General features: G+C 69.4%; 20 protein-coding genes. 15 read left to right on the plus strand and 5 right to left on the minus strand.

Annotated elements, in window-relative coordinates:
- Positions 1 to 51: 51 nt before the first annotated feature.
- Together thrS and ACO1X9_RS15870 are read left to right on the plus strand one after the other, a co-directional pair.
- Positions 52 to 2028 carry a threonine--tRNA ligase gene (gene thrS / locus ACO1X9_RS15865; RefSeq protein ID WP_486351822.1) on the plus strand — a complete coding sequence of 659 codons (1977 nt, stop codon included), beginning with the start codon at positions 52 to 54 and terminating at the stop codon, positions 2026 to 2028.
- Position 2029: 1 nt separating this feature from the next.
- Positions 2030 to 2611, plus strand: a complete 582-nt coding sequence (locus ACO1X9_RS15870) for an HIT family protein (RefSeq protein WP_486351823.1) — start codon at positions 2030 to 2032, stop codon at positions 2609 to 2611.
- Here ACO1X9_RS15870 and pdxY read toward each other — a convergent pair.
- Positions 2598 to 3446 (minus strand): pyridoxal kinase PdxY, encoded by an 849-nt coding sequence (pdxY, locus tag ACO1X9_RS15875; protein WP_486351824.1) that lies wholly within the window; start codon positions 3444 to 3446, stop codon positions 2598 to 2600. The genes ACO1X9_RS15870 and pdxY overlap by 14 nt on opposite strands.
- A gap of 111 nt (positions 3447 to 3557) precedes the next feature.
- On the opposite strand from pdxY, the gene pdxS reads away from it, so the two are divergent.
- The 4 genes from pdxS to ACO1X9_RS15895 are packed head-to-tail and all read left to right on the plus strand — an operon-like array spanning position 3558 to position 6292.
- Complete coding sequence (gene pdxS, locus ACO1X9_RS15880; protein WP_486351825.1) at positions 3558 to 4472, plus strand: pyridoxal 5'-phosphate synthase lyase subunit PdxS; 915 nt, start codon at positions 3558 to 3560, stop codon at positions 4470 to 4472.
- 28 nt (positions 4473 to 4500) lie between these two features.
- Positions 4501 to 5088, plus strand: a complete 588-nt coding sequence (pdxT, locus tag ACO1X9_RS15885; protein ID WP_486351826.1) for a pyridoxal 5'-phosphate synthase glutaminase subunit PdxT — start codon at positions 4501 to 4503, stop codon at positions 5086 to 5088.
- A gap of 9 nt (positions 5089 to 5097) precedes the next feature.
- A complete protein-coding gene (locus ACO1X9_RS15890) occupies positions 5098 to 5637 on the plus strand; it encodes an Rv0361 family membrane protein (RefSeq protein WP_486351827.1) in 540 nt (179 codons plus the stop codon).
- 46 nt (positions 5638 to 5683) lie between these two features.
- Positions 5684 to 6292 (plus strand): hypothetical protein, encoded by a 609-nt coding sequence (locus ACO1X9_RS15895; protein WP_486351828.1) that lies wholly within the window; start codon positions 5684 to 5686, stop codon positions 6290 to 6292.
- Positions 6293 to 6301: 9 nt separating this feature from the next.
- Here the strand turns inward: ACO1X9_RS15895 and ACO1X9_RS15900 are convergent, their stop codons facing one another.
- Entirely contained in the window at positions 6302 to 6757 is a 456-nt protein-coding gene (locus ACO1X9_RS15900; RefSeq protein ID WP_486351829.1) for a hypothetical protein, read from the minus strand.
- A gap of 132 nt (positions 6758 to 6889) precedes the next feature.
- On the opposite strand from ACO1X9_RS15900, the gene ACO1X9_RS15905 reads away from it, so the two are divergent.
- The 8 genes from ACO1X9_RS15905 to ACO1X9_RS15940 all read left to right on the plus strand — a co-directional run bounded on the left by ACO1X9_RS15905 (position 6890) and on the right by ACO1X9_RS15940 (position 15697).
- A complete protein-coding gene (locus ACO1X9_RS15905; protein ID WP_486351830.1) occupies positions 6890 to 7651 on the plus strand; it encodes a YebC/PmpR family DNA-binding transcriptional regulator in 762 nt (253 codons plus the stop codon).
- Positions 7652 to 7737: 86 nt separating this feature from the next.
- Entirely contained in the window at positions 7738 to 8319 is a 582-nt protein-coding gene (gene ruvC, locus ACO1X9_RS15910) for a crossover junction endodeoxyribonuclease RuvC (protein ID WP_486351831.1), read from the plus strand.
- Entirely contained in the window at positions 8316 to 8945 is a 630-nt protein-coding gene (gene ruvA / locus ACO1X9_RS15915) for a Holliday junction branch migration protein RuvA (protein ID WP_486351832.1), read from the plus strand. Before ruvC ends, ruvA begins: the two co-directional genes overlap by 4 nt.
- The gene (gene ruvB / locus ACO1X9_RS15920; protein WP_486351833.1) at positions 8942 to 9985 is read left to right on the plus strand and encodes a Holliday junction branch migration DNA helicase RuvB; all 1044 of its coding nucleotides are present in this window, start codon (positions 8942 to 8944) and stop codon (positions 9983 to 9985) included. The genes ruvA and ruvB overlap by 4 nt, the downstream gene beginning before the upstream one ends.
- Before the next feature lie 70 nt (positions 9986 to 10055).
- Positions 10056 to 10505, plus strand: coding sequence for a preprotein translocase subunit YajC (locus ACO1X9_RS15925; protein WP_486351834.1), 450 nt, complete (start codon positions 10056 to 10058; stop codon positions 10503 to 10505).
- Between the two features lie 184 nt (positions 10506 to 10689).
- Positions 10690 to 12369 (plus strand): protein translocase subunit SecD, encoded by a 1680-nt coding sequence (gene secD / locus ACO1X9_RS15930; RefSeq protein WP_486351852.1) that lies wholly within the window; start codon positions 10690 to 10692, stop codon positions 12367 to 12369.
- Positions 12369 to 13391 carry a protein translocase subunit SecF gene (gene secF, locus ACO1X9_RS15935; protein ID WP_486351835.1) on the plus strand — a complete coding sequence of 341 codons (1023 nt, stop codon included), beginning with the start codon at positions 12369 to 12371 and terminating at the stop codon, positions 13389 to 13391. Before secD ends, secF begins: the two co-directional genes overlap by 1 nt.
- 47 nt (positions 13392 to 13438) lie before the next feature.
- Positions 13439 to 15697, plus strand: a complete 2259-nt coding sequence (locus ACO1X9_RS15940; RefSeq protein WP_486351836.1) for a RelA/SpoT family protein — start codon at positions 13439 to 13441, stop codon at positions 15695 to 15697.
- Here the strand turns inward: ACO1X9_RS15940 and ACO1X9_RS15945 are convergent.
- The 3 genes from ACO1X9_RS15945 to ACO1X9_RS15955 all read right to left on the minus strand — a co-directional run bounded on the left by ACO1X9_RS15945 (position 15687) and on the right by ACO1X9_RS15955 (position 18465).
- Entirely contained in the window at positions 15687 to 16244 is a 558-nt protein-coding gene (locus tag ACO1X9_RS15945) for a type IV toxin-antitoxin system AbiEi family antitoxin (protein WP_486351837.1), read from the minus strand. The genes ACO1X9_RS15940 and ACO1X9_RS15945 overlap by 11 nt on opposite strands.
- Positions 16245 to 16346: 102 nt before the next feature.
- Positions 16347 to 17573, minus strand: coding sequence for a DUF349 domain-containing protein (locus ACO1X9_RS15950; protein ID WP_486351838.1), 1227 nt, complete (start codon positions 17571 to 17573; stop codon positions 16347 to 16349).
- 121 nt (positions 17574 to 17694) lie between these two features.
- The gene (locus ACO1X9_RS15955) at positions 17695 to 18465 is read right to left on the minus strand and encodes a peptidylprolyl isomerase (protein ID WP_486351839.1); all 771 of its coding nucleotides are present in this window, start codon (positions 18463 to 18465) and stop codon (positions 17695 to 17697) included.
- Between the two features lie 160 nt (positions 18466 to 18625).
- Between ACO1X9_RS15955 and ACO1X9_RS15960 the strand changes: the two genes are divergently transcribed.
- A complete protein-coding gene (locus ACO1X9_RS15960) occupies positions 18626 to 19906 on the plus strand; it encodes a replication-associated recombination protein A (protein ID WP_486351853.1) in 1281 nt (426 codons plus the stop codon).
- Positions 19907 to 20051: the final 145 nt, after the last annotated feature.

The following is a 20051-nucleotide window of genomic DNA, read 5'->3' on the forward strand; positions in this document are numbered from 1 at the left end:
CTCCCTCACCCCTGAGAATTCCACCGTCCTAGCGCGACTATCGTTGACCGGGTGAGTGCCGCGCAGCCGACGAGTCAGACCGGGTTCGACCTCTTCCCCGACCGCGCCGTCGTCGCCCTTCGCGTCAACGGCGAGCTCAAGGACAAGGCCACCACGGTCGAGGCGACGGATGCCGTGGAGCCCGTGCACATCGACTCGCCCGACGGCCTCGACATCCTGCGCCACTCGACCGCGCACGTCCTTGCGCAGGCGGTGCAGCGGATCAACCCGGAGGCGAAGCTCGGCATCGGCCCGCCCGTGCAGGACGGCTTCTACTACGACTTCGACGTCGCGACCCCCTTCACCCCGGAGGATCTGCCCGCGATCGAGAAGGAGATGGACCGCATCATCCGCTCGGGCCAGCGTTTCCAGCGCCGGGTCGTCACCGAAGACGAGGCGCGCGCCGAACTCGCGGGCGAGCCGTACAAGCTCGAACTCATCGGGCTCAAGGGCGGGGGAGCGGACGGCTCTGCCGGTTCAGACGAGAGCGTCGAGGTGGGCGGCAGCGAGCTCACGATCTACGACAACGTCGACCGCGAGGGCGTCACGGTCTGGAAAGACCTCTGCCGCGGCCCGCACGTGCCCAACACCGGCGCCCTCGGCGCCCACAAGCTCACCCGCATCGCCGCGGCGTACTGGCGCGGCTCGGAGAAGAACCCGCAGCTCCAGCGGCTCTACGGCACCGCGTGGCCCGACAAGGGCGAGCTCAAGGCGTATCTCGAGCGACTCGAGGAGGCCGCGAAGCGCGACCACCGCAAGCTCGGCAGAGAGCTCGACCTCTTCTCCTTCCCGGAGGAGATCGGCTCGGGCCTCTCGGTCTGGCACCCGCGCGGCGGCGTCATCCGCATGGAGATGGAGCAGCACGCCCGCCGCCGCCACGTCGAGGCCGGGTACACCTACGTCTACACGCCGCACATCTCGAAGCAGGATCTCTTCCTGCAGTCCAACCACCTCGTCACCTACAAGGAGGGGATGTTCCCTCCGATCCGCATGGACGAGGAGACGGATGCCGACGGCAACGTCACCAAGCAGGGCGTCGACTACTACCTCAAGCCGATGAACTGCCCGATGCACATCCTGATCTACAAGGAGCGCGCGCGCAGCTACCGCGACCTGCCGATGCGGCTCGCCGAGAACGGCACGGTCTATCGCAACGAGCTCTCCGGCGCGCTGCACGGCCTCACCCGGGTACGCGGGTTCACGCAGGACGACTCGCACCTCTTCGTCACCCCCGAGCAGCTCGAGGACGAGACCAGCAAGGTGCTCGACTTCGTCATCTCGATGCTGCGCGACTTCGGGCTCGACGACTTCGAGCTCGAACTCTCGATGCGCGACGACGAGAAGTCGAAGTGGATCGGCTCCGACGAGTTCTGGGAGTACTCGACGAACGCGCTGCGGAATGTCGCCAAGGCCTCCGGGCTGAAGCTCACCGAGATGCCGGGCGAGGCCGCGTTCTACGGACCCAAGATCGACCTCAAGACGCGCGACGCGATCGGGCGCACCTGGCAGCTGTCGACGGTGCAGGTCGACCCCAACCTGCCGGAGCGCTTCGAGCTCGAATTCACCGATCGCGACGGCGAGAAGAAGCGTCCGATCATGATCCACCGGGCGCTCTTCGGCTCGATCGAGCGGTTCTTCGCGATCCTGCTCGAGCACTACGCCGGAGCGTTCCCCGTGTGGCTCTCGCCCGTGCAGGTCGTCGGCATCCCGGTCGCCGAGGACTATGCCGACTACCTCGGCGGGATCGTCGACCGGCTGAAGCGCGACGGCGTGCGGGCCGAGCTCGACACGAGCGACGAGCGGATGCAGAAGAAGATCCGCAACCACACGCTCGCCAAGGTGCCGTTCCAGCTCATCGCGGGAGAGAAGGATCGGGACGCCGGCACGGTGTCGTTCCGCTTCCGCGACGGTACCCAGGACAACGGCGTGCCGGTCGACGAAGCCGTGCGGCGCATCCGCGAGGCGATCGACACGCACGCGCAGGTCTGACGTGACGCACGACGGCGCGCCCACCGACTACGACGGCACCGAGCATCCCGACGTCGAGTCATCGGCCGCGTTCGCGGGCATCCCCGACGGCTTCCAGAGGTTGTGGACCCCGCATCGCATCGCCTACATCGAACAGGGCGGTGCGGCGCCGGGTGACGACTGCGTGTTCTGCACGGCCCCGACGCTGACCGACGAGCAAGCGCTCATCGTGCACCGCGGCGACACCGCGTACGTGATCCTCAATCTGTTTCCCTACAACTCCGGTCATCTGCTCGTCGTGCCGTACCGCCACGTGGCGCTCTACGACCAGGCGAGTGCCGACGAGGTGGCCGAGATCGGCGCGCTCACCCAGACCGCGATGCGTGTCATCGCGCAGACGTCGCGCGCCGACGGGTTCAACATCGGGATGAACCAGGGCGCGATCGCGGGTGCCGGCATCGCCGCGCACCTCCACCAGCACGTCGTACCCCGCTGGGCGGCGGATGCGAACTTCTTCCCGATCGTCGCCCGCACGAAGGCGCTCCCGCGTCTGCTCGGCGAGGTGCGCGACGAGCTCGCCGCGGCGTGGCCTAGAGCTTCCTGACGTCGAACTCCAGCCGCGGGTGCGCATAGTGCTCCTGCGACTCGACGAGCTGCAACTCGCGCTCGCCCGACGCGTGGGTGCGTGACAGCAACCCGAAGACGCTCGACGCCGTGCGGGCGAGGGCGACGGCGGCCTCCCCGGTCTCGCGGTAGTGCGCGGTGAACAGCGCCGCGGTGACGTCGCCCGAGCCGTTCGCCTTCATCGGCAGCAACGGCGTCTGCACGATCCAGGCACCGGCGTCGTCGACGACGAGCATCTCGATCGTGTCGGGCTCGCGATCGGGCCGTTCGACGCTCGTGACGAGCACCGTGCGCGGCCCCATCGCCCGGGCGGCTTCGACCGAGGCGAGCGTCGACTCGACGGTGTCGGGTGAGGTGTCGGTGAGGAAGCCCAACTCGAACTGGTTCGGTGTGATGATGTCCGCGACGGGCACGACGCGCTCGCGCAGCAGCACCGGGATCTCGGGGGCGACGAAGCATCCCGACTTCGCGTTGCCCATGACGGGGTCGCACGAGTAGATCGCCGAGGGGTTGGCGGCTTTCACCCGTGTGACCGTGTCGATGATGACGTCGGCGATACCCGCGCTGCCCTGGTAGCCGGAGAGCACGACGTCGAGGGAGGGGAAGACGCCGCGGTCTTCGACGCCGGAGATGACCGCCGCGACGTCCGCGGGCGGGATGAGCGGACCTTTCCAGGCGCCGTATCCGGTGTGGTTGGAGAAGTTCACCGTGTAGACGGGAAGCACCTCGACGCCGATCCGTTGGAGCGGGAACACGGCAGCCGAGTTGCCCACGTGTCCGTACGCGACGGCCGACTGGATGGAGAGAACCCTCATCCCGCCATTCTCGCGTGCCTCGGCGGCGCGGCGTCGATCATGCCACTTCTTCCTCGATTGGCCTGATGCCGGGGCGGCTCCGCCGGTGCGCACCGCCGTAGCATCGTCGCCATGACGACGAACCAGGACACCGGCTCCAGCACGACGGCCACCGGAACGCGCGGCGTGAAGCGCGGCCTCGCCGAGATGCTCAAGGGCGGCGTCATCATGGACGTCGTGACGCCCGAGCAGGCGCGTATCGCCGAGGATGCCGGAGCCGTCGCCGTCATGGCGCTCGAGCGCGTGCCGGCCGACATCCGTGCGCAGGGCGGCGTCGCCCGCATGAGCGATCCCGACCTGATCGACGCCATCATCGCCGAGGTCTCGATCCCCGTCATGGCGAAAGCGCGCATCGGCCACTTCGTCGAGGCCCGTGTGCTCGAGTCGCTCGGTGTCGACTACATCGACGAGTCCGAGGTGCTCTCGCCCGCCGACTACGTCAACCACATCGACAAGTGGCCGTTCACCGTGCCCTTCGTCTGCGGTGCGACCAACCTCGGCGAGGCGCTGCGTCGTATCACCGAGGGCGCGGCGATGATCCGCTCGAAGGGCGAAGCGGGCACGGGCGATGTGTCGGAGGCGACGAAGCACATCCGCACGATCACGGGGGAGATCAACGCGCTGAAGTCCAAGACGAAGGACGAGCTCTACGTCGCCGCGAAGGAGCTTCAGGCGCCCTACGACCTCGTCGCCGAGATCGCCGAGACGGGCAAGCTCCCGGTCGTGCTGTTCACCGCCGGGGGAGTCGCGACCCCCGCCGACGCGGCGCTCATGATGCAGCTCGGCGCCGACGGCGTCTTCGTGGGCTCGGGCATCTTCAAGTCGGGCAACCCGGAGGCGCGCGCCGCCGCGATCGTCAAGGCGACGACCTTCCACGACGACCCGAGCGTCATCGCCGAGGCGTCGCGCGGACTCGGCGAGGCGATGGTCGGCATCAACGTCAGCGACCTCGCCGCACCGCACCGCCTCGCCGAGCGTGGCTGGTAACGGCCTCGGTGGTCGAGTAGCCGCAGGCGTGTCGACACCGAGGGTCGGCGTCCTCGCGCTCCAGGGCGACGTGCGCGAACACCTCGCGGTGCTGCGCGGACTGGGGGCGGATGCCGTGCCGGTGCGTCGTGAGAGCGAGCTCGCCGACGTGGCCGGCCTCGTCATCCCGGGCGGCGAGTCGAGCGTGATGGACAAGCTCGCCCGCCTGTTCGGGCTGTACGAGCCGTTACGGTCGCGGATCGCCGACGGGATGCCGGTGTACGGCACGTGCGCGGGCCTCATCATGCTCGCCGACACGGTGCGCGACGCGATCGACGGGCAGCGCACCCTCGGCGGGCTCGACGTCGTCGTGCGTCGCAACGCCTTCGGCAACCAGAACGACTCGTTCGAGACCGACCTCGACGTGCCGGAGCTGGGTGGGCAACCCGTGCATGCCGTCTTCATCCGCGCCCCCGTGATCGAGCAGGTAGGCCCCGCGGCACGCGCACTTGCGACGCTGCCCGACGGACGCGTCGTCGCGGTCGAGCAGGGTCCGCTTCTCGGCACGTCGTTCCATCCGGAAGTCGCGGGTGACGCGAGGTTCCACGCGCGCTTCCTCGCGAACGTCGCGGGATAGGGTCGGCAGGTGAGCGATTCCGAAGCCTCCGGCGTCTCCAACACCTCCACCGCCTCCGACGCCCTGGCCCGACAGCCCGTCGCGCCGCCGCCGGCGGAACTCGATGATGCTTCGCCTCCGAGTCGTGCGACGTCGAGGCTTCCCTGGGTCATCGGCGGCATCGTGCTCGCCGTGCTGCTCCTCGCGGGTGCCGGCACCGCCGCGTTCCTGCTGCTCACCCCGACGACCGCGAGCGGGCCGTCGACGGCGGTGGTCGGCTACGACCAGGCGTACGCCGATGTCGATTGCGCACTGTTCGTCTCCGTGACCACCGACGCCTATCGCGAGGCGCTCGCACCGACCTGCGCCGACTTCGAGGCCGAGGCGCAGACTTTCGTCGACAACTTCTCCGACTACGAAGTCGTCATCGACGAGACCACGATCGACGGTGCCACCGCGACGATCGTGACGACCGAGTCGTGGGTGCTCGAGGGCCAGGAGAACACGGCGGAGTACACCTACACCCTCGTCGATGAGGGCGGTTCCTGGAAGATCGACGCGATCGAGTAGTCCGCGTCCCGCACCACGACCCGGTCGACGACGGCATGATCGGGTCATGAAGATCTACTCGGACTACGCCGGACGTCGCACCCGTCAGATCGTGGGCGACGTCGTCGCGCTCGGCGCGATCACGCTGTGGATCTGGTTCGGCGTCACCGTCTTCCACCTCATCCAAGGCCTCGCGTCGTGGGGCGTGCAGATGGAGCAGGCGGGCGCCGGCTTCGGCGACACGATGACCGACATCGGCGACACCCTCGGCGGCATCCCGCTCATCGGACCGGGCATCCGACTCCCGTTCGACGGTGCGAGCGACGCGGGTGCGGCGCTCGAGGCGGCGGGGCAGCAACAGCAGGAGGCGGTGCTGCAACTCGCGATCACGCTCGGCGTCGGCATCCCGTTGCTCCCGATCCTCACGATCCTCGCCCTCTGGCTCGTGCCGCGCATCCTCTTCATCCGTCGCGCCGGGCGCGCGAAGGCGGTCGTGCAGGCCGAGGCGGGGATGGACCTGCTCGCGCTTCGCGCCCTCACGACGCAGAAGCTCGCGGCGATCGTGAAGATCGATCCGGATGCCCTGGGCGCCTGGCGCCGCGGCGATCCGGACACCGTCCGGCAACTCGCCCAGCTCGAGCTGAAGGCGGCCGGTGTGCGGCTGCGGGAGAGCTAGGGACGTCGCTCAGAGCACGTCGGTCGTGAGGGTGACCTCGACCGGAGCCGCGGTGGCGACGGCGCGATAGCCGGGGGAGCGACGCACCGCTGCCGCGAAGTCGCCCACCGTCGCGGGGTCGAAGTGCCAGAGGTGTCCGCGGCCGAGGGCGCGCCGCGCCGGCGTCCAGCGGTACGCGAGGCAGAGCGTCACCTGCACGATCGGCTGATCGTCGCCCTCGCGGAGGAGTTGTCGCGTGATGCCCGCCGTGAAACGCGTCGCGTCGGCATCCGGTCCCCACTGCCAGAGAAGCCCGTCACCCTCGTCGGGGATCGACGTGTGCTGCGCGCGCGCATCGGCGTAGAAGGCCGTCGTCGCGGCGAGAGCTCCCGCGATGCGCAACTCCTCGAGGGCGTCGTCGGTCTGCGCGAGGTAGCGGCGGAACGCGTTCTCGGCGAACGAGATCCGGAACCAGCGGGCGACCACCCCGAGAGCCTAGGCGGGGCCGGGATGCCACGCCAGCTAAGATCGGACGGGTTTCGAGACGCGTCCGGCATTCGCCAGGCGCTCCTCAACCCGCGGCCCGTGCCGCGGTTTCGAATGCAGTAGAGGAGCATCGTGAGCGGTCATTCCAAGTGGGCGACGACCAAGCACAAGAAGGCGGTCATCGACGCCCGGCGTGCCAAGTCGTTCGCGAAGCTCATCAAGAACATCGAGGTCGCGGCCAAGATCGGCGGCGCCGACCTCGCCGGCAACCCGACCCTCTTCGACGCCGTGCAGAAGGCCAAGAAGACGTCGGTTCCCAACGACAACATCGATCGGGCGATCAAGCGCGGCGCGGGCATCGGCGGCGAAGCCGTCAACTACGAGTCGATCATGTACGAGGCGTACGGTCCGAACGGCGTCGCCTTCCTCGTCGAGTGCCTCACCGACAACAAGAACCGCGCGGCCGCCGAGGTGCGCACGGCGCTCAACCGCAACGGCGGCACGCTCGCCGATCCGGGCAGCGTCGCCTACAACTTCAGCCGCAAAGGCGTCATCTCGATCACGAAGACCGACGGCGTCACCGAGGACGCGATCCTCGAGGCGGTGCTGGAGGCGGGCGCCGAGGAGGTCAAAGACCACGGCGGTGGATTCGAGGTCGTCACCGACCCGTCAGATCTCGTCCGGGCGCGCTCGGCGCTCCAGGAGGCCGGCATCGAGTACGACGCGGCCGAAGCGGAGTTCGTGCCGAACCTCGCGATCGAGGTCGACGCCGAGACGGCCCGCAAGGTCTTCCGGCTCATCGACGCGCTCGAGGACAGCGACGACGTGCAGAACGTCTTCAGCAACTTCGACATCCCGGAATCGGTGCAGGCCGAGCTCGACGCCGACGAGTAGACGGCCTCGGCCGACAACCGACGCCCGAGACGGGCGTCGCGCGTGTCGAGACTCCTATTCGCACATACGTTCGATAGGCTCGCGGCGTGCGCATCCTCGGTATCGACCCGGGCCTGACCCGGTGCGGCGTGGGCGTCGTCGAGCTCGGCGCCGGTCGCCGCGTGACCTTCGTGCACGCCGGGGTGATCCGCACGCCCGCCGACGACCCGCTCGAGTCCCGCCTCCTCGCGGTCTCGACGGGCATCCGCGCCCTCATCGCCGACTACGCGCCGGAGGCCGTCGCCGTCGAGCGCGTCTTCGCGCAGCACAACCTCCGCACGGTCATGGGCACGGCGCAGGCGAGCGGCATCGCCATTCTCGCGGCAGCGGAGCACGGACTCCCCGTCGGTCTCCACACGCCGAGCGAGGTCAAGGCCGCGATCACGGGGTACGGTGCCGCGGAGAAGCCCCAGGTCGGCGCGATGGTGATGCGCATCCTCGGGCTCGACGCCATCCCGAAACCTGCGGATGCCGCCGACGCGCTCGCGCTCGCGATCTGCCACGGCTGGCGAGGCGGCGCCGCGAGCGCCCCGGCAGCCGGCGCGGCGGCGGGCGGCGCGCTCACACCGGCGCAGGCGGCGTGGCATGCGGCCGAGAGGTCGGCGGGCAAACGTAGGGTGGCGTCGTGATCGCGTCGGTGAGAGGTGACGTGCTGAGCCTCACCGGCTCGCACGTCATCGTCGAGGTCGGTGGGCTCGGTTATGCCGTGCAGATCACCCCGCAGCTCGGGCTCTCGCTGCGCGTCGGGCAGGAGACGCGTCTGCACACGGCACTCATCGTGCGGGAAGACGACCAGAGCCTCTTCGGTTTCGCGACGCGCGAAGAGCTCGAGACCTTCGACCTCCTCCGGGGTGTCTCCGGCGTCGGACCGAAGTCGGCACTCGGCGTGCTCGCGACGCTCACCCCCGATCAGATCGCCGCGGCGGTCGCCAGCGAAGACGACGCCCCGTTCCGGAAGGTCTCGGGGATCGGTCCGAAGACGGCGAAACTCATCGTGGTCTCGCTGGCCGGCAAGATCCTGCCGGCGGCGGGCACCCCGACCGCTCCGTCCGCACCCGCCACGTCGACGACGCGCAGCGTCGTCACGGCACTGGTCGGTCTCGGCTGGAACGAGAAGGTGGCCGCTCAGGTCGTCGACGAGGTCGTCGAGGCGGCGACCGAGGATGGCGCCCTGCCCGTGCCGGCGCTGCTGCGTCTCGCGCTCGCCCGGCTGGGTCCGCAACAGCATCCGAGCCCCCATCGAGTCGAGACATGAGCGACGACGGAATCGGCATCCCCGCCGCGGAGTCCGAGGCCGAGCTCGCCTTCGAAGGTGCGCTGCGGCCGCGATCGCTCGCCGAATTCGTCGGACAAGCCAAGGTGCGCGGTCAGCTGCAGCTCCTGCTCGACGCGGCGGCGCTGCAGAACCGCACGCCCGACCACATCCTGCTCGCCGGCCCGCCCGGGCTCGGCAAGACGACCCTCGCGATGATCGTCGCCCACGAGTCGAACCGTCCGCTGCGCATGTCGAGCGGCCCGGCCATCCAGCACGCCGGCGACCTCGCCGCGCTGCTCTCGAGCCTCGTGCCGGGGGAGGTGCTCTTCATCGACGAGATCCACCGCATGGCCCGCTCGGCAGAGGAGATGCTCTACCTCGCGATGGAAGACTTCCGCATCGACATCATGGTGGGCAAAGGTGCGGGCGCGACGAGCATCCCGCTCGATCTGGCGCCCTTCACGCTCGTCGGCGCGACGACGCGATCCGGTCTGCTGCCGAACCCCCTGCGTGACCGCTTCGGCTTCACCGCCAACCTCGAGTTCTACGACGACGCCGAGCTCGACGAGGTGCTCGCGCGCGCGGCGCGGTTGCTCGGGCTCGACATCCCGGGCGACGCCCGTCGCGAGATCGCGACTCGCAGCCGGGGCACCCCGCGCATCGCCAACCGCCTGTTGCGTCGCGTGCGCGACTTCGCGTTGGTGAGGGGCGGCGGCGCGGGGATGGCGTCGGTCAACGGGGCGCTCGAGCTCTACGACGTCGACCCGATCGGGCTCGACCGTCTCGACCGCGCCGTGCTCGAGGCGATCATCGAGCGCTTCGACGGAGGACCCGTCGGTCTGAGCACGCTCGCGGTGAGCGTGGGCGAGGAGGCCGACACGATCGAATCGGTCGTCGAGCCCTTCCTCGTGCGCGTCGGGATGCTGAGCCGCACCCCGCGCGGTCGCGTCGCGACGCGGCAGGCTTTCGAGCACCTCGGCGTGCGTCCCCGCGGCGGGGGCGTCCGGGCTCAAGGGACCCTCTTCGACAATGACATATGATTCAGGGGGTCTTGCGGGCCGGACCCGATCGGCCGCACCCATCCCCTGAACTTCGGAAGGTCATTCACGCATGGAACTCTTCGCCGATCCGGTGAACCTCGGCCTGTTCGCGCTGATCGCGGTCTTCATCGTGTTCATGGTCTTCAGCTCGCGGCGTCGTAAGCGCGCGACGGAAGAGATGCGGGCGAAGATCCAGCCGGGTGCCGAGGTCATGACGAGCTTCGGCCTCTACGGCACGCTCCTCTCGGTCGACGAGGAGAAGAACGAGGCCCTCGTCGAGACCCAGCCCGGTGTCGTGCTGCGCGTGCACAGCCAGACGATCGCGAAGGTCGTCGACGAGACCGAGCCCGTCGAGGAAGACGCCGAAGAGGATGCCGAGATCCTCGAGTCGACCGGCGCGATCACCGACCCCGAGATCGACATCACCGACGAGCCCGAGTTCGGCGAGCGCACGGACACGACTCCGCCGGCCGAGAAGCCGAAGCGCACCCCTCGCGCGCCCAAGAAGCCGACCGAGTAGTCGACCTCCCGATTCGCGAACCCCGCACGGGGACCGCAGCGGTGCGCACCGAGTGCGTGCCGGTCTGAGCAGAAAGTAGAGGCGCGTGGCCACGAAGTCGTCGACGCCCGCCCGCAAGGCCGCGCGTTCGCTCGCTGGGCTTGCCGCGATCATCGGCGTTCTCGCCGCGATCGTCGGCGGCACGATGCTGTGGGGCGGTTCCAACGGCCTCCCGAAGCTCGCGCTCGACCTCGAGGGCGGCACGCAGATCATCCTCGCGCCGATCGTCGCCGACGGTCAGGCCGACCCCACGCAGGAGCAGCTCGACCAAGCAGTCGCGATCATCCGTCAGCGCGTCGACGCGACCGGTGTCGCCGAGGCGGAGATCTCGACGCTCGGCAACAACATCGTCGTGGCCATCCCGGGTGAGCCCGACCAGGCCACCCTCGACCGGCTGCAGGCCTCGGCGAAGCTCGAGTTCCGCGCCGTGCTGCTCGCCGACCTCCCGTCGAACTCGTCGATCGACGACGGCACGGACGGCGACGACGGCGAGACCCCGACTCCGACAGAGTCCGCGACCCCCGAGCCGACCGCCAGCCCCGACCCGGCCGCGACACCGAGCACCGAGCCGACCGACGGCAGCGACGTCGCATGGATCACGCCCGAGCTGCAGGAGGAGTTCGACAGCTTCGACTGCTCGACTCTCACGACGGCGACGACCAACGCCGCCGACCCCGATAAGCCGCTCGTCACGTGCGAGGCCGACCTCTCGATCAAGTACGTGCTCGGCCCGGTGGAGGTCGACGGCTCGACGATCAGCGACGCGTCGGCCGGCATCCGCCGCGGCGCGAACGGCGCGGCGCTCAATGAGTGGGCCGTCTACCCGGTGTTCAACGCCGAGGGCACCGAGGCGTTCGGTGACGTCACGACCCGTCTCGTCTCGCTCACCGGCGTGCGCAACCAGTTCGCGATCGTGCTCGACGGCAAGGTCATCTCCGCGCCGACGACGAACGCCGCGATCACGAACGGCAAGCCCGAGATCAGCGGCTCGTTCACCCAGGAGACCGCGCAGACGCTCGCCAATCAGCTGAAGTTCGGCGCGCTCCCGCTCAGCTTCGAAGCCCAGAGCCAGGAGACGATCTCGGCGACGCTCGGCGAGAGCCAACTCGCCAGCGGGTTGATCGCGGGAGGCATCGGCCTCCTGCTGGTCGTGATCTACTCGTTCTTCCAGTACCGGCTGCTGGCGACCGTCACGATCGCGTCGCTCGTCGTCGCGGCGGTCATCACCTATCTGACGATCACGATCATGGCGTGGGGGAGGCTCGACTACCGGCTGTCGCTCGCCGGGGTCGCGGGTCTCATCGTCGCCATCGGCTTCACCGTGGACTCGTTCATCGTCTACTTCGAGCGCATCCGCGACGAGTTGCGCGACGGTCGCGGACTGACCGGGGCGGTCGAGGCGGGCTGGAAGCGCGCGCTGCGCACGATCTATGCGGCGAAGGGCGTCACACTGCTCTCGGCGATCGTGCTCTACGTCGTCGCCGTCGGCAACGTGCGGGGCTTCGCGTTCACCCTCGGCATCACCGTCGTCATCGACGTGCTCGTCGTGGTGCTCTTCACGCACCCGATGCTGCAACTGCTCGCGACGACGCGGTTCTTCTCCTCCGGCCACCCGCTCAGCGGGCTCGATCCCCAGGCGCTCGGCGCCGTCTACCGGGGGCGTGCGGAATTCCGGATGCCGACCGAAGCCCGCCGCGGCGGTGCGAGCCGCGAAGCGGAGAGGCGTCAGACGATCGCCGAGCGCAAGGCGGCCGAAGCGGCGGCACCGGTCGCCTCCACCAAGTCATCCTCGACGCCGTCGGCTGAATCCAAGGGGAAGAAGTAATGGCCAGCGGGCTGACGCGGTTCGGCAACGACCTCTACACGGGTGAGCGGTCGGTACCGTTCATCCGCCTGCGCACGATCTGGCTCACGATCGCGGCAGCACTGATGCTCATCGCGGTCGCCGTGCCGTTCGTGCGCGGTGGCGGCGACTTCGGCGCGGGGTTCAACTTCGGCATCGAGTTCCGCGGCGGCTCGCAGTTCCAGGTCGCCGGGGCCGTCGTCGGCGACGACGGCCAGCCCGACTCGACCCTCGCGGAGGAGGCCGTCCACTCCGTGGTGCCCGAGGCGGTCGTGCGCGTGAGCATCATCGGCGACGACGGCGTGCGCGTGCAGACCGATCAACTCAGTGACACCGAGACGCGCGAGGTCGCGCTCGAGCTGGAAGAGGTCTACGAGGCCGAGTCGGTCTCATCCTCCTTCATCGGACCGACCTGGGGGGCCGACATCACCCGCCAGGCGCTCATCGGCCTCGCCGTGTTCCTCGCCCTCGCCCTGCTGCTCATGGCGATCTACTTCCGCACCTGGAAGATGTCGCTCGCCGCGATCATCTCGCTCTTCCACGACCTCGTCATCACCGTCGGCGTCTACGCCGCGTCGGGGTTCGAGATCACGCCGGCCGCGGTGATCGGATTCCTCACGATCCTCGGCTTCTCGCTCTACGACACGGTCGTCGTGTTCGACAAGGTCCGCGAGAACACCTCCGAGATGGGCGACGACTCGACGCGCACCTTCGGCGAGACGGTCAACCTCGCGGTGAACCAGACGCTCGTGCGGTCGATCAACACGGGCGTCGTGGCGGCGCTTCCGGTCGCGGCGATCCTCTTCATCGGATCGTTCGCACTCGGAGCGGACACCCTGCGCGACATCTCGCTCGCACTGCTCGTCGGAACGATCATCGGCACCTACTCGACGCCGTTCGTGGCGGCCCCGCTCTACGTGCTGTTCCGCGAGAAGGAGGAGAAGATCGCGCGGCGTGACAAGCGCGTGCTCGAGCTCCGGGAGAAGTCGGCGGCGACGGTCTAGACGCCGGTCGCACAGCGCGCCCGGTTCACGAAACCTAGAATCCCTACATGACGGAGACGCAGGCGCCGGGTTCCACGGCATCCCTGCGTCAGATCCTGCCGCGACTGTTCTCGCGCGCACAGCCGACCGGCGCCGTCGACCGGCTCCTGAAGACGGTGCGCACGCATCACCCGAAGGCGGATGTCGCGCTCATCGAGCGGGCGTACGCGGCGGCCGAGAAGGCCCACAGCGGTCAGAAGCGCAAGAGCGGCGAGCCCTACATCACGCATCCGGTCGCCGTCGCGCAGATCCTCGCCGACCTCGGGATCGGATCGAAGACCCTCGCCGCGGCGCTGCTGCACGACACGGTGGAAGACACCGACTACACCCTCGATCTCGTGCGCGCCGACTTCGGCGACGAGATCGCGATGCTCGTCGACGGTGTGACGAAGCTCGACAAGCTCAAGTACGGCGACTCGGCGCACGCCGAGACCGTGCGCAAGATGGTCGTCGCGATGAGCAAAGACATCCGTGTGCTCGTCATCAAGCTCGCCGACCGCCTGCACAACGCTCGCACGTGGGGCTTCGTGCCGGAGGAGTCGGCGAAGCGCAAGGCGCAGGAGACCATCGAGATCTACGCGCCCCTCGCGCACCGGCTCGGAATCCAGACCATCAAGTGGGAGCTCGAGGACCTGTCGTTCGCGGTGCTGCACCCGAAGCTGTACGTCGAGATCGAGAGTCTCGTGCGCGACCGCACCCCGCAGCGCGAGGAGTTCCTGCAGCACGTCATCGACGCCGTCAACGACGACCTCAAGGCGGGCAAGATCAAGGGCCAGGTCGTGGGGCGACCGAAGCAGTACTACTCGATCTACCAGAAGATGGTCAGCCGCGGGCGCGACTTCACCGAGATCTACGACCTCGTCGGCATCCGCGTGCTCGTCAACAACATCCGCGACTGCTACGGCGTGCTCGGCGCCATCCACGCGCGCTGGAACCCGGTGCCGGGGCGATTCAAGGACTACATCGCGACCCCCAAGTTCAACCTCTACCAGTCGTTGCACACGACGGTGATCGGGCCCAAGGGGCGCCCCGTGGAGATCCAGATCCGCACCCACGAGATGCACCAGCGTGCCGAGTTCGGCGTCGCCGCGCACTGGAAGTACAAGGAGCGCATCAAGGCCGGGCGGGGCGAGGCCGACTCGCTCACGACCGACACCGAGATGGCCTGGCTCGCGCACATCAGCGACTGGCAAGCCGAGACCGAGGATGCCGGCGAGTTCCTCGACAACCTCCGCTTCGAGATCGGCGCGAAGGAGGCCTACGTCTTCACGCCGCAAGGCAAGGTGATCGGGCTTCCCGCCGGCGCCCCCCCGGTGGACTTCGCCTACGCCGTGCACACCGAGGACGGCCACCGCACGATGGGGTCGAAGGTCACCGGGCGGCTCAACCCGCTCGAGTCGGAGCTCTCGTCCGGCGACGTGGTCGAGGTCTTCACGACGAAGAATCCGGATGCCGGGCCGAGCCAGGACTGGCTCAACTTCGTCAAGAGTCCCCGCGCGCGCAACAAGATCCGCGGCTGGTTCACGAAGGAACGGCGTGAAGAGGCGATCGAGCACGGCAAGGATGCCATCGCCCGCGCCATGCGCAAGCAGAATCTCCCGCTGCAGAAGCTGATGAGCTCCGACGTCTTCGCCGAAGTCGCGGCGGGGATGCGCTACGAGGGGGTCGAGGCGCTCTACGCCGCCGTCGGCGAGGGGCACGTCTCGACGCAGTCGGTGCTCGAGAAGGTCGTCGCCGCCGTGCAGTCGGAGGCGGAGGCCGACGAAGCAGAGGTGCCGTTCGTCCCCAAGGGTCGGGCTCGCCAGCTGAAGTCGAGCGACTCGGGCGTGCTCGTGCGCGGGGCTCCCGACATCCTCGTGAAGCTCGCGAAATGCTGCACGCCGGTGCCCGGCGATCCGATCATCGGGTTCGTCACACGAGGCTCGGGAGTCTCGGTGCATCGCGAGGACTGCAAGAACGTCGGCACGCTCGAGGCCGAGCGCGAGCGCATGATCGAGGTCGAGTGGGCGCCGACGTCCTCGAGCGTCTTCCTCGTGCAGATCCAAGTCGAGGCGCTCGACCGTGCCGGGCTGCTCTCCGACATCACCCGGGTGCTGTCCGAGAATCACGTCAACATCCTGTCGGCGAACGTGTCGACCTCGAGCGACCGTCTCGCCGTCTCGCGGTACGTGTTCGAGATGGGCGACACCGTGCATCTCGACCGGCTCCTCAACGCCGTGCGGCGTATCGACGCCGTCTACGACGTCTACCGCGTCTCTACGGCGTAACGGCGTCGGCCGCGAAGACCTGCGTCAGGCGCTCCTCCGCTCGCTTCTTCGAGGGGGTGCCCGAGCGGGCGGCGAGGGCCGCGAGGCAGTCGTCGAGGTCGAAGTCCGCGATCGCCGCGAGCCGCGCGACGGTGTCGGACTCGACGGCGGTGAACCCCGGCGCCCTCGCGAGGTCGAGCGCGGTGCGGAGCGGAGTGGTGACCCGGACCGCACCCAACCGGGTCACGTCGCCGTCGGCATAGACGATCTCGCGCACGCGCGTGCGACGGTCGGGGGCGAGCCGGGTGCGTGCCTCGGGCGCGACGGCGAACGTCGGGCGCTCAGGCTCTGCGCCGGCGCCCCAGATCCACGCGGCCGTGGCGAGCTCGGCGATCAGGCGAGGAGATCGGCCGGCGAGCACCGCGTGCGCCCGGTGGCGTGGCGACTCGAGTTCGCCGATCAAGCAGTAGGCACCCGCGAGCTCGTAGACGTCGCCGTCGAGGCGCGCAGCCTGAAGCTCGGCCCAGGTCAGATCGGCGTTCGAGAGGACGGGAGACAGGGTCGACATCGCACCACGGTGGCAGGGTCGCGCCCCGCAGGGCAGCGCTTTCGCCGATCGGTGGACGGCGCGCGTCGGGGAGAACCGGTGAAGGGCCGGCCGTCGAGCGCCCTAGTCGTCGAGCGCGCTCAGCCAGGCTCGGCGGGCTTCGAGGGCATCCTCGGCTTCGCGGATCTTGCGCTTGTCGCCGGCCGCCTTGGCTGCGTCGAGTTCGCGCTCGAGCTTCTGGATCGCGTCGGAGAGCTGCGCGCCGAACCCGCTCGACCGCGCGACCTTCTCGGGGTCGGTGCGGTTCCAGTGATCGTCGTCGAGCTTCTTGACGGCGGCCTCGACCTTGCGCAGGCGGTCTTCGACCGACCGCAGCGAGTCGCGCGGCACCTTGCCGATCGCATCCCAGCGGCGCTGGATGCCGGTGAGAGTGCGCTTGGCGACGTCGCGGTCGGTCTCGGTGAGCAGCTTCTCGGCCTCGTCGAGGAGCGCGAGCTTCTGCTCGAGGTTGCCGGCGAACTCCTCGTTGTCGCGCGCGTCGACCTCCGCCTTCGCGGCGTAGAGCGCGTCACCTGCGGCCTTGAAGCGCGCCCAGAGGGCGTCGTCGACCTTCTTGCCGGCCCGTCCGGCGAGTTTCCACTCGTCGAGCAGGCGACGGTAGTCGGGGATGCCGGCGGTGCCCTTGCTCTGCAGGGCCTCGGCACGCTCGGCAAGCTCCTGCTTGCGCGTGCGCGCCTCCTTGTGGGTGCTGTCGAGCTCGGCGAAGAACGACTTGCGCTGGGTCTCGAGCGTCGCGCGCGCCGCGCGGAACCGCTTCCAGAGGTCGTCGCTCGCCGCCTTCGGCAGGCGCGGGCCGTCCTTCTGCGCGGCCTGCCAGCGGCCGAAGAGCTCGTCGAGCTTCGACGACACCTGCTTCCACTGCGCCTTGGCCGGGTCGTGCCCGGCGAGCGCCTCGACCTCGGCGACGAGCGCCTCCCGCTCCACGAGCGCGGCATCCACGAGGGCGCGGGCCTCCGCCGACTGCTTCTCGGTGAGTTCCCCCACGCTGCCGGAGAGCTTGCCGAGACGTTCGGTGAGCGAGGCGAGGTCTCCGACGGCGTTCGCGCCGGCGATCGCCTCGCTGAGGGACGCGATCGCCTTGGCGACGTCGGCCGCAGGCGCGCCGCCGCGTACGCGCTGTTCGAGCAGGGCGACCTGCCCCTGGAGCTCGGTGAACTTGCGCTCGAAGTAGGCGAGAGCCTCTTCGGGCGTCGCGTCGGGGTAGGAGCCGACCGCGCGTTCACCGTCGGCTTCGCGCACGTACACCGTGCCGTCGTCGCCGACTCGGCCCCAGGCCTCTTCGTTCGCCACTGAAAATCCTCGCTGTCGATGCCCAACTCAGGTGGAGGGGCGCGCGCCCGGAAGCCTCCGTCCGGACTGGGGACTCAGCCTATTGCACGGCGCCGCGCCGCTCCCACGGCGAGTGCGGACGTTACTGGAGCGTGAAGTCGGTGATCGTGATGCTCTGCGCCGGCGCCCCGCCCCCGTCGGAGCCGACGGCGGCCGGGTCGACACCGCCGGCGACGAGTGCCTTGAGATCCTCAAGACCCGAGGTCACGGTTCCGACGATCGAGTAGCCGCCCGTCGAGCCGTCGAGGGTGGTGTCGGTGAGCACGATGAAGAACTGGTGTCCGTTGCTGTAGGGGTCTGAGCCGCGGGCCATCGCGATCGAGCCGGCCGGGTAGAGGTCGTCGGCGGGCGCGTTCTCGATCGGGCCGAACGAGTAGAGCGGGTCGGGACCGCCGACACCGTCGACCGAGCCGCACTGCAGGAACGACAGATCGCCGGCGAGGCGGTGGCAGGTCTTGCCGGGGTAGTAGGTCTGGCCGAAGTCCTGCACGAAACCGGCGACCGCCTGGGGCGCGACGGTGCCGTCGAGCTCGATTCCCACGGGAGTCTCGTTGAAGGTGAACTCACCGGTCCAGACGCGGTCCTCCGCGAGGTCGGTCGGGGGAGCCCCGACGTTCTGACCCGCGGCGGCGGTCTCGGTCGGTTCGGGGGTCGGCATGCCCGGACCCCACGAGAAGTAGGCGACCTGGGTCAGACCCGCGAGGGCGGCGACCAGCACGATGCCGGCGACGGCGACGACGTTGTCGCGCACCCGGCGACGGTTCTGCGTCGCGTTCAACTGCTGACGCGCCTCGTATCGCTTGAGGCGATCCGCCGCCTCCCGGGAACCGCGCTGCTGCTTGCCCTGTGCCACGTGTCGTGCCCTTCCGTTGCCGGGGGAAACTCTACTGGCCCGATCCCGCGACGTCGGACGACGCGACGCGGCGCAGGGCGCCGTCGCAGCCCGCGGCTACGATGGCCCGGTGAACGCCCAGCCCGGACTCCGCGCCGGCTCGGCTCCGCTCGCGGTGAGGATGCGACCGCGCTCGCTCGACGAGGTGACCGGCCAGTCGCACCTGCTCAAGCCCGGCTCGCCGCTCGTGAACCTCGCGAACGACACGACGGGGGAGTCGGGCGCCGTGTCGCTCATCCTCTGGGGCCCGCCCGGCACCGGCAAGACGACGCTCGCACAGGCGATCGCCCACTCGTCGGGCCGTCGGTTCGTCGAGCTCTCGGCGGTGACCGCGGGCGTCAAGGACGTGCGCGAGGTCATGGAGAAGGCGCGCGCCGACCGCGACCTGTACGGCGTGTCGACGGTGCTCTTCCTCGACGAGATCCACCGGTTCACGAAGGCCCAGCAGGACGCCCTGCTGCCCGGGGTCGAGAACGGCTGGGTGATCCTCGTCGCTGCGACGACCGAGAATCCCTCGTTCTCCGTGGTCGCGCCCCTGCTGTCACGCTCCCTGCTGCTGACCCTTCAGCCGCTCGGCGACGACGACCTGGCGCTGCTCGTCGATCGGGCGGTCGAGGATGCCCGCGGTCTGGCGGGCTCCGTGACCCTCGACGACGACGCACGCGCCGCGATCATCCGCCTCGCGTCGGGTGACGCGCGACGGGCGTTGACGGCACTCGAGGCGGCGGGCACGGCGGCCGCGGCGGAGCACGATGGCGACGGCATCCCGGCGATCTCCGCCGACCTCGTCGCCCGCACGGTCGACCGGGCGCTGCTGCGCTACGACCGGCAGGGCGACGAGCACTACGACGTCATCTCGGCGTTCATCAAGAGCATCCGCGGGTCCGACGTCGACGCCTCGCTGCACTACCTCGCCCGCATGATCGAAGCGGGAGAGGATCCGCGCTTCATCGCGCGTCGCGTCATGATCAGCGCCGCCGAAGACATCGGGATGGCCGACCCGCAGGCACTCACCCTCGCGGTGTCGGCGGCCGAGGGCGTCGCTCTCATCGGGATGCCGGAGGGCCGCATCCTGCTCGCGGAGGCCGTGGTCTACCTCGCCACCGCACCCAAGTCGAACGCCTCCTACAAGGCGCTGGATGCCGCGATCGCCGACGTGCGGGCCGGTCGCATCGGTCGCATCCCTCCGCCGCTACGCGACGCGCACTATCCGGGCGCGAAGCGGCTCGGACACGGCAAGGGATACCTGTACTCGCACGACCATCCGAACGGTGTCGCGGCGCAGCAGTACCTCCCCGACGAGCTCGTCGGGACGCGCTACTACGACCCGACCGGTCACGGGTACGAGCGTGATGTCGCCGCGCGCCTGGAGAAGATCCGCGCGATCCTGCGGGGAGAGTAGGGCGTCTCAGTGGTCGAGTAGCCGCGCAGCGGCGTGTCGAGACCGGTCCGCGCAGGGCCTCGACGCGCGTCCGGCGGACGCTACTCGACCACCGATGCCGGGCTGACCCTCGTCTGGTAGTCTTTGTCGGTTGGTCATCGCCAAC

This window comes from Pseudolysinimonas sp., from assembly GCF_057350545.1.

Bases quoted from the DNA above. Each gene is read 5' to 3' on its own strand.
- ACO1X9_RS15945 (WP_486351837.1), bottom strand. From the start codon at position 16,244: ATGTCGACCCTGTCTCCCGTCCTCTCGAACGCCGATCTGACCTGGGCC.
- pdxS (WP_486351825.1), top strand. From the start codon at position 3,558: ATGACGACGAACCAGGACACCGGCTCCAGCACGACGGCCACCGGAACG.
- ACO1X9_RS15895 (WP_486351828.1), top strand. From the start codon at position 5,684: ATGAAGATCTACTCGGACTACGCCGGACGTCGCACCCGTCAGATCGTG.
- secF (WP_486351835.1), top strand. From the start codon at position 12,369: ATGGCCAGCGGGCTGACGCGGTTCGGCAACGACCTCTACACGGGTGAG.
- ACO1X9_RS15925 (WP_486351834.1), top strand. From the start codon at position 10,056: ATGGAACTCTTCGCCGATCCGGTGAACCTCGGCCTGTTCGCGCTGATC.
- ACO1X9_RS15960 (WP_486351853.1), top strand. From the start codon at position 18,626: ATGCGACCGCGCTCGCTCGACGAGGTGACCGGCCAGTCGCACCTGCTC.
- pdxY (WP_486351824.1), bottom strand. From the start codon at position 3,446: ATGAGGGTTCTCTCCATCCAGTCGGCCGTCGCGTACGGACACGTGGGC.
- secD (WP_486351852.1), top strand. From the start codon at position 10,690: ATGCTGTGGGGCGGTTCCAACGGCCTCCCGAAGCTCGCGCTCGACCTC.
- ACO1X9_RS15940 (WP_486351836.1), top strand. From the start codon at position 13,439: ATGACGGAGACGCAGGCGCCGGGTTCCACGGCATCCCTGCGTCAGATC.
- ruvB (WP_486351833.1), top strand. From the start codon at position 8,942: ATGAGCGACGACGGAATCGGCATCCCCGCCGCGGAGTCCGAGGCCGAG.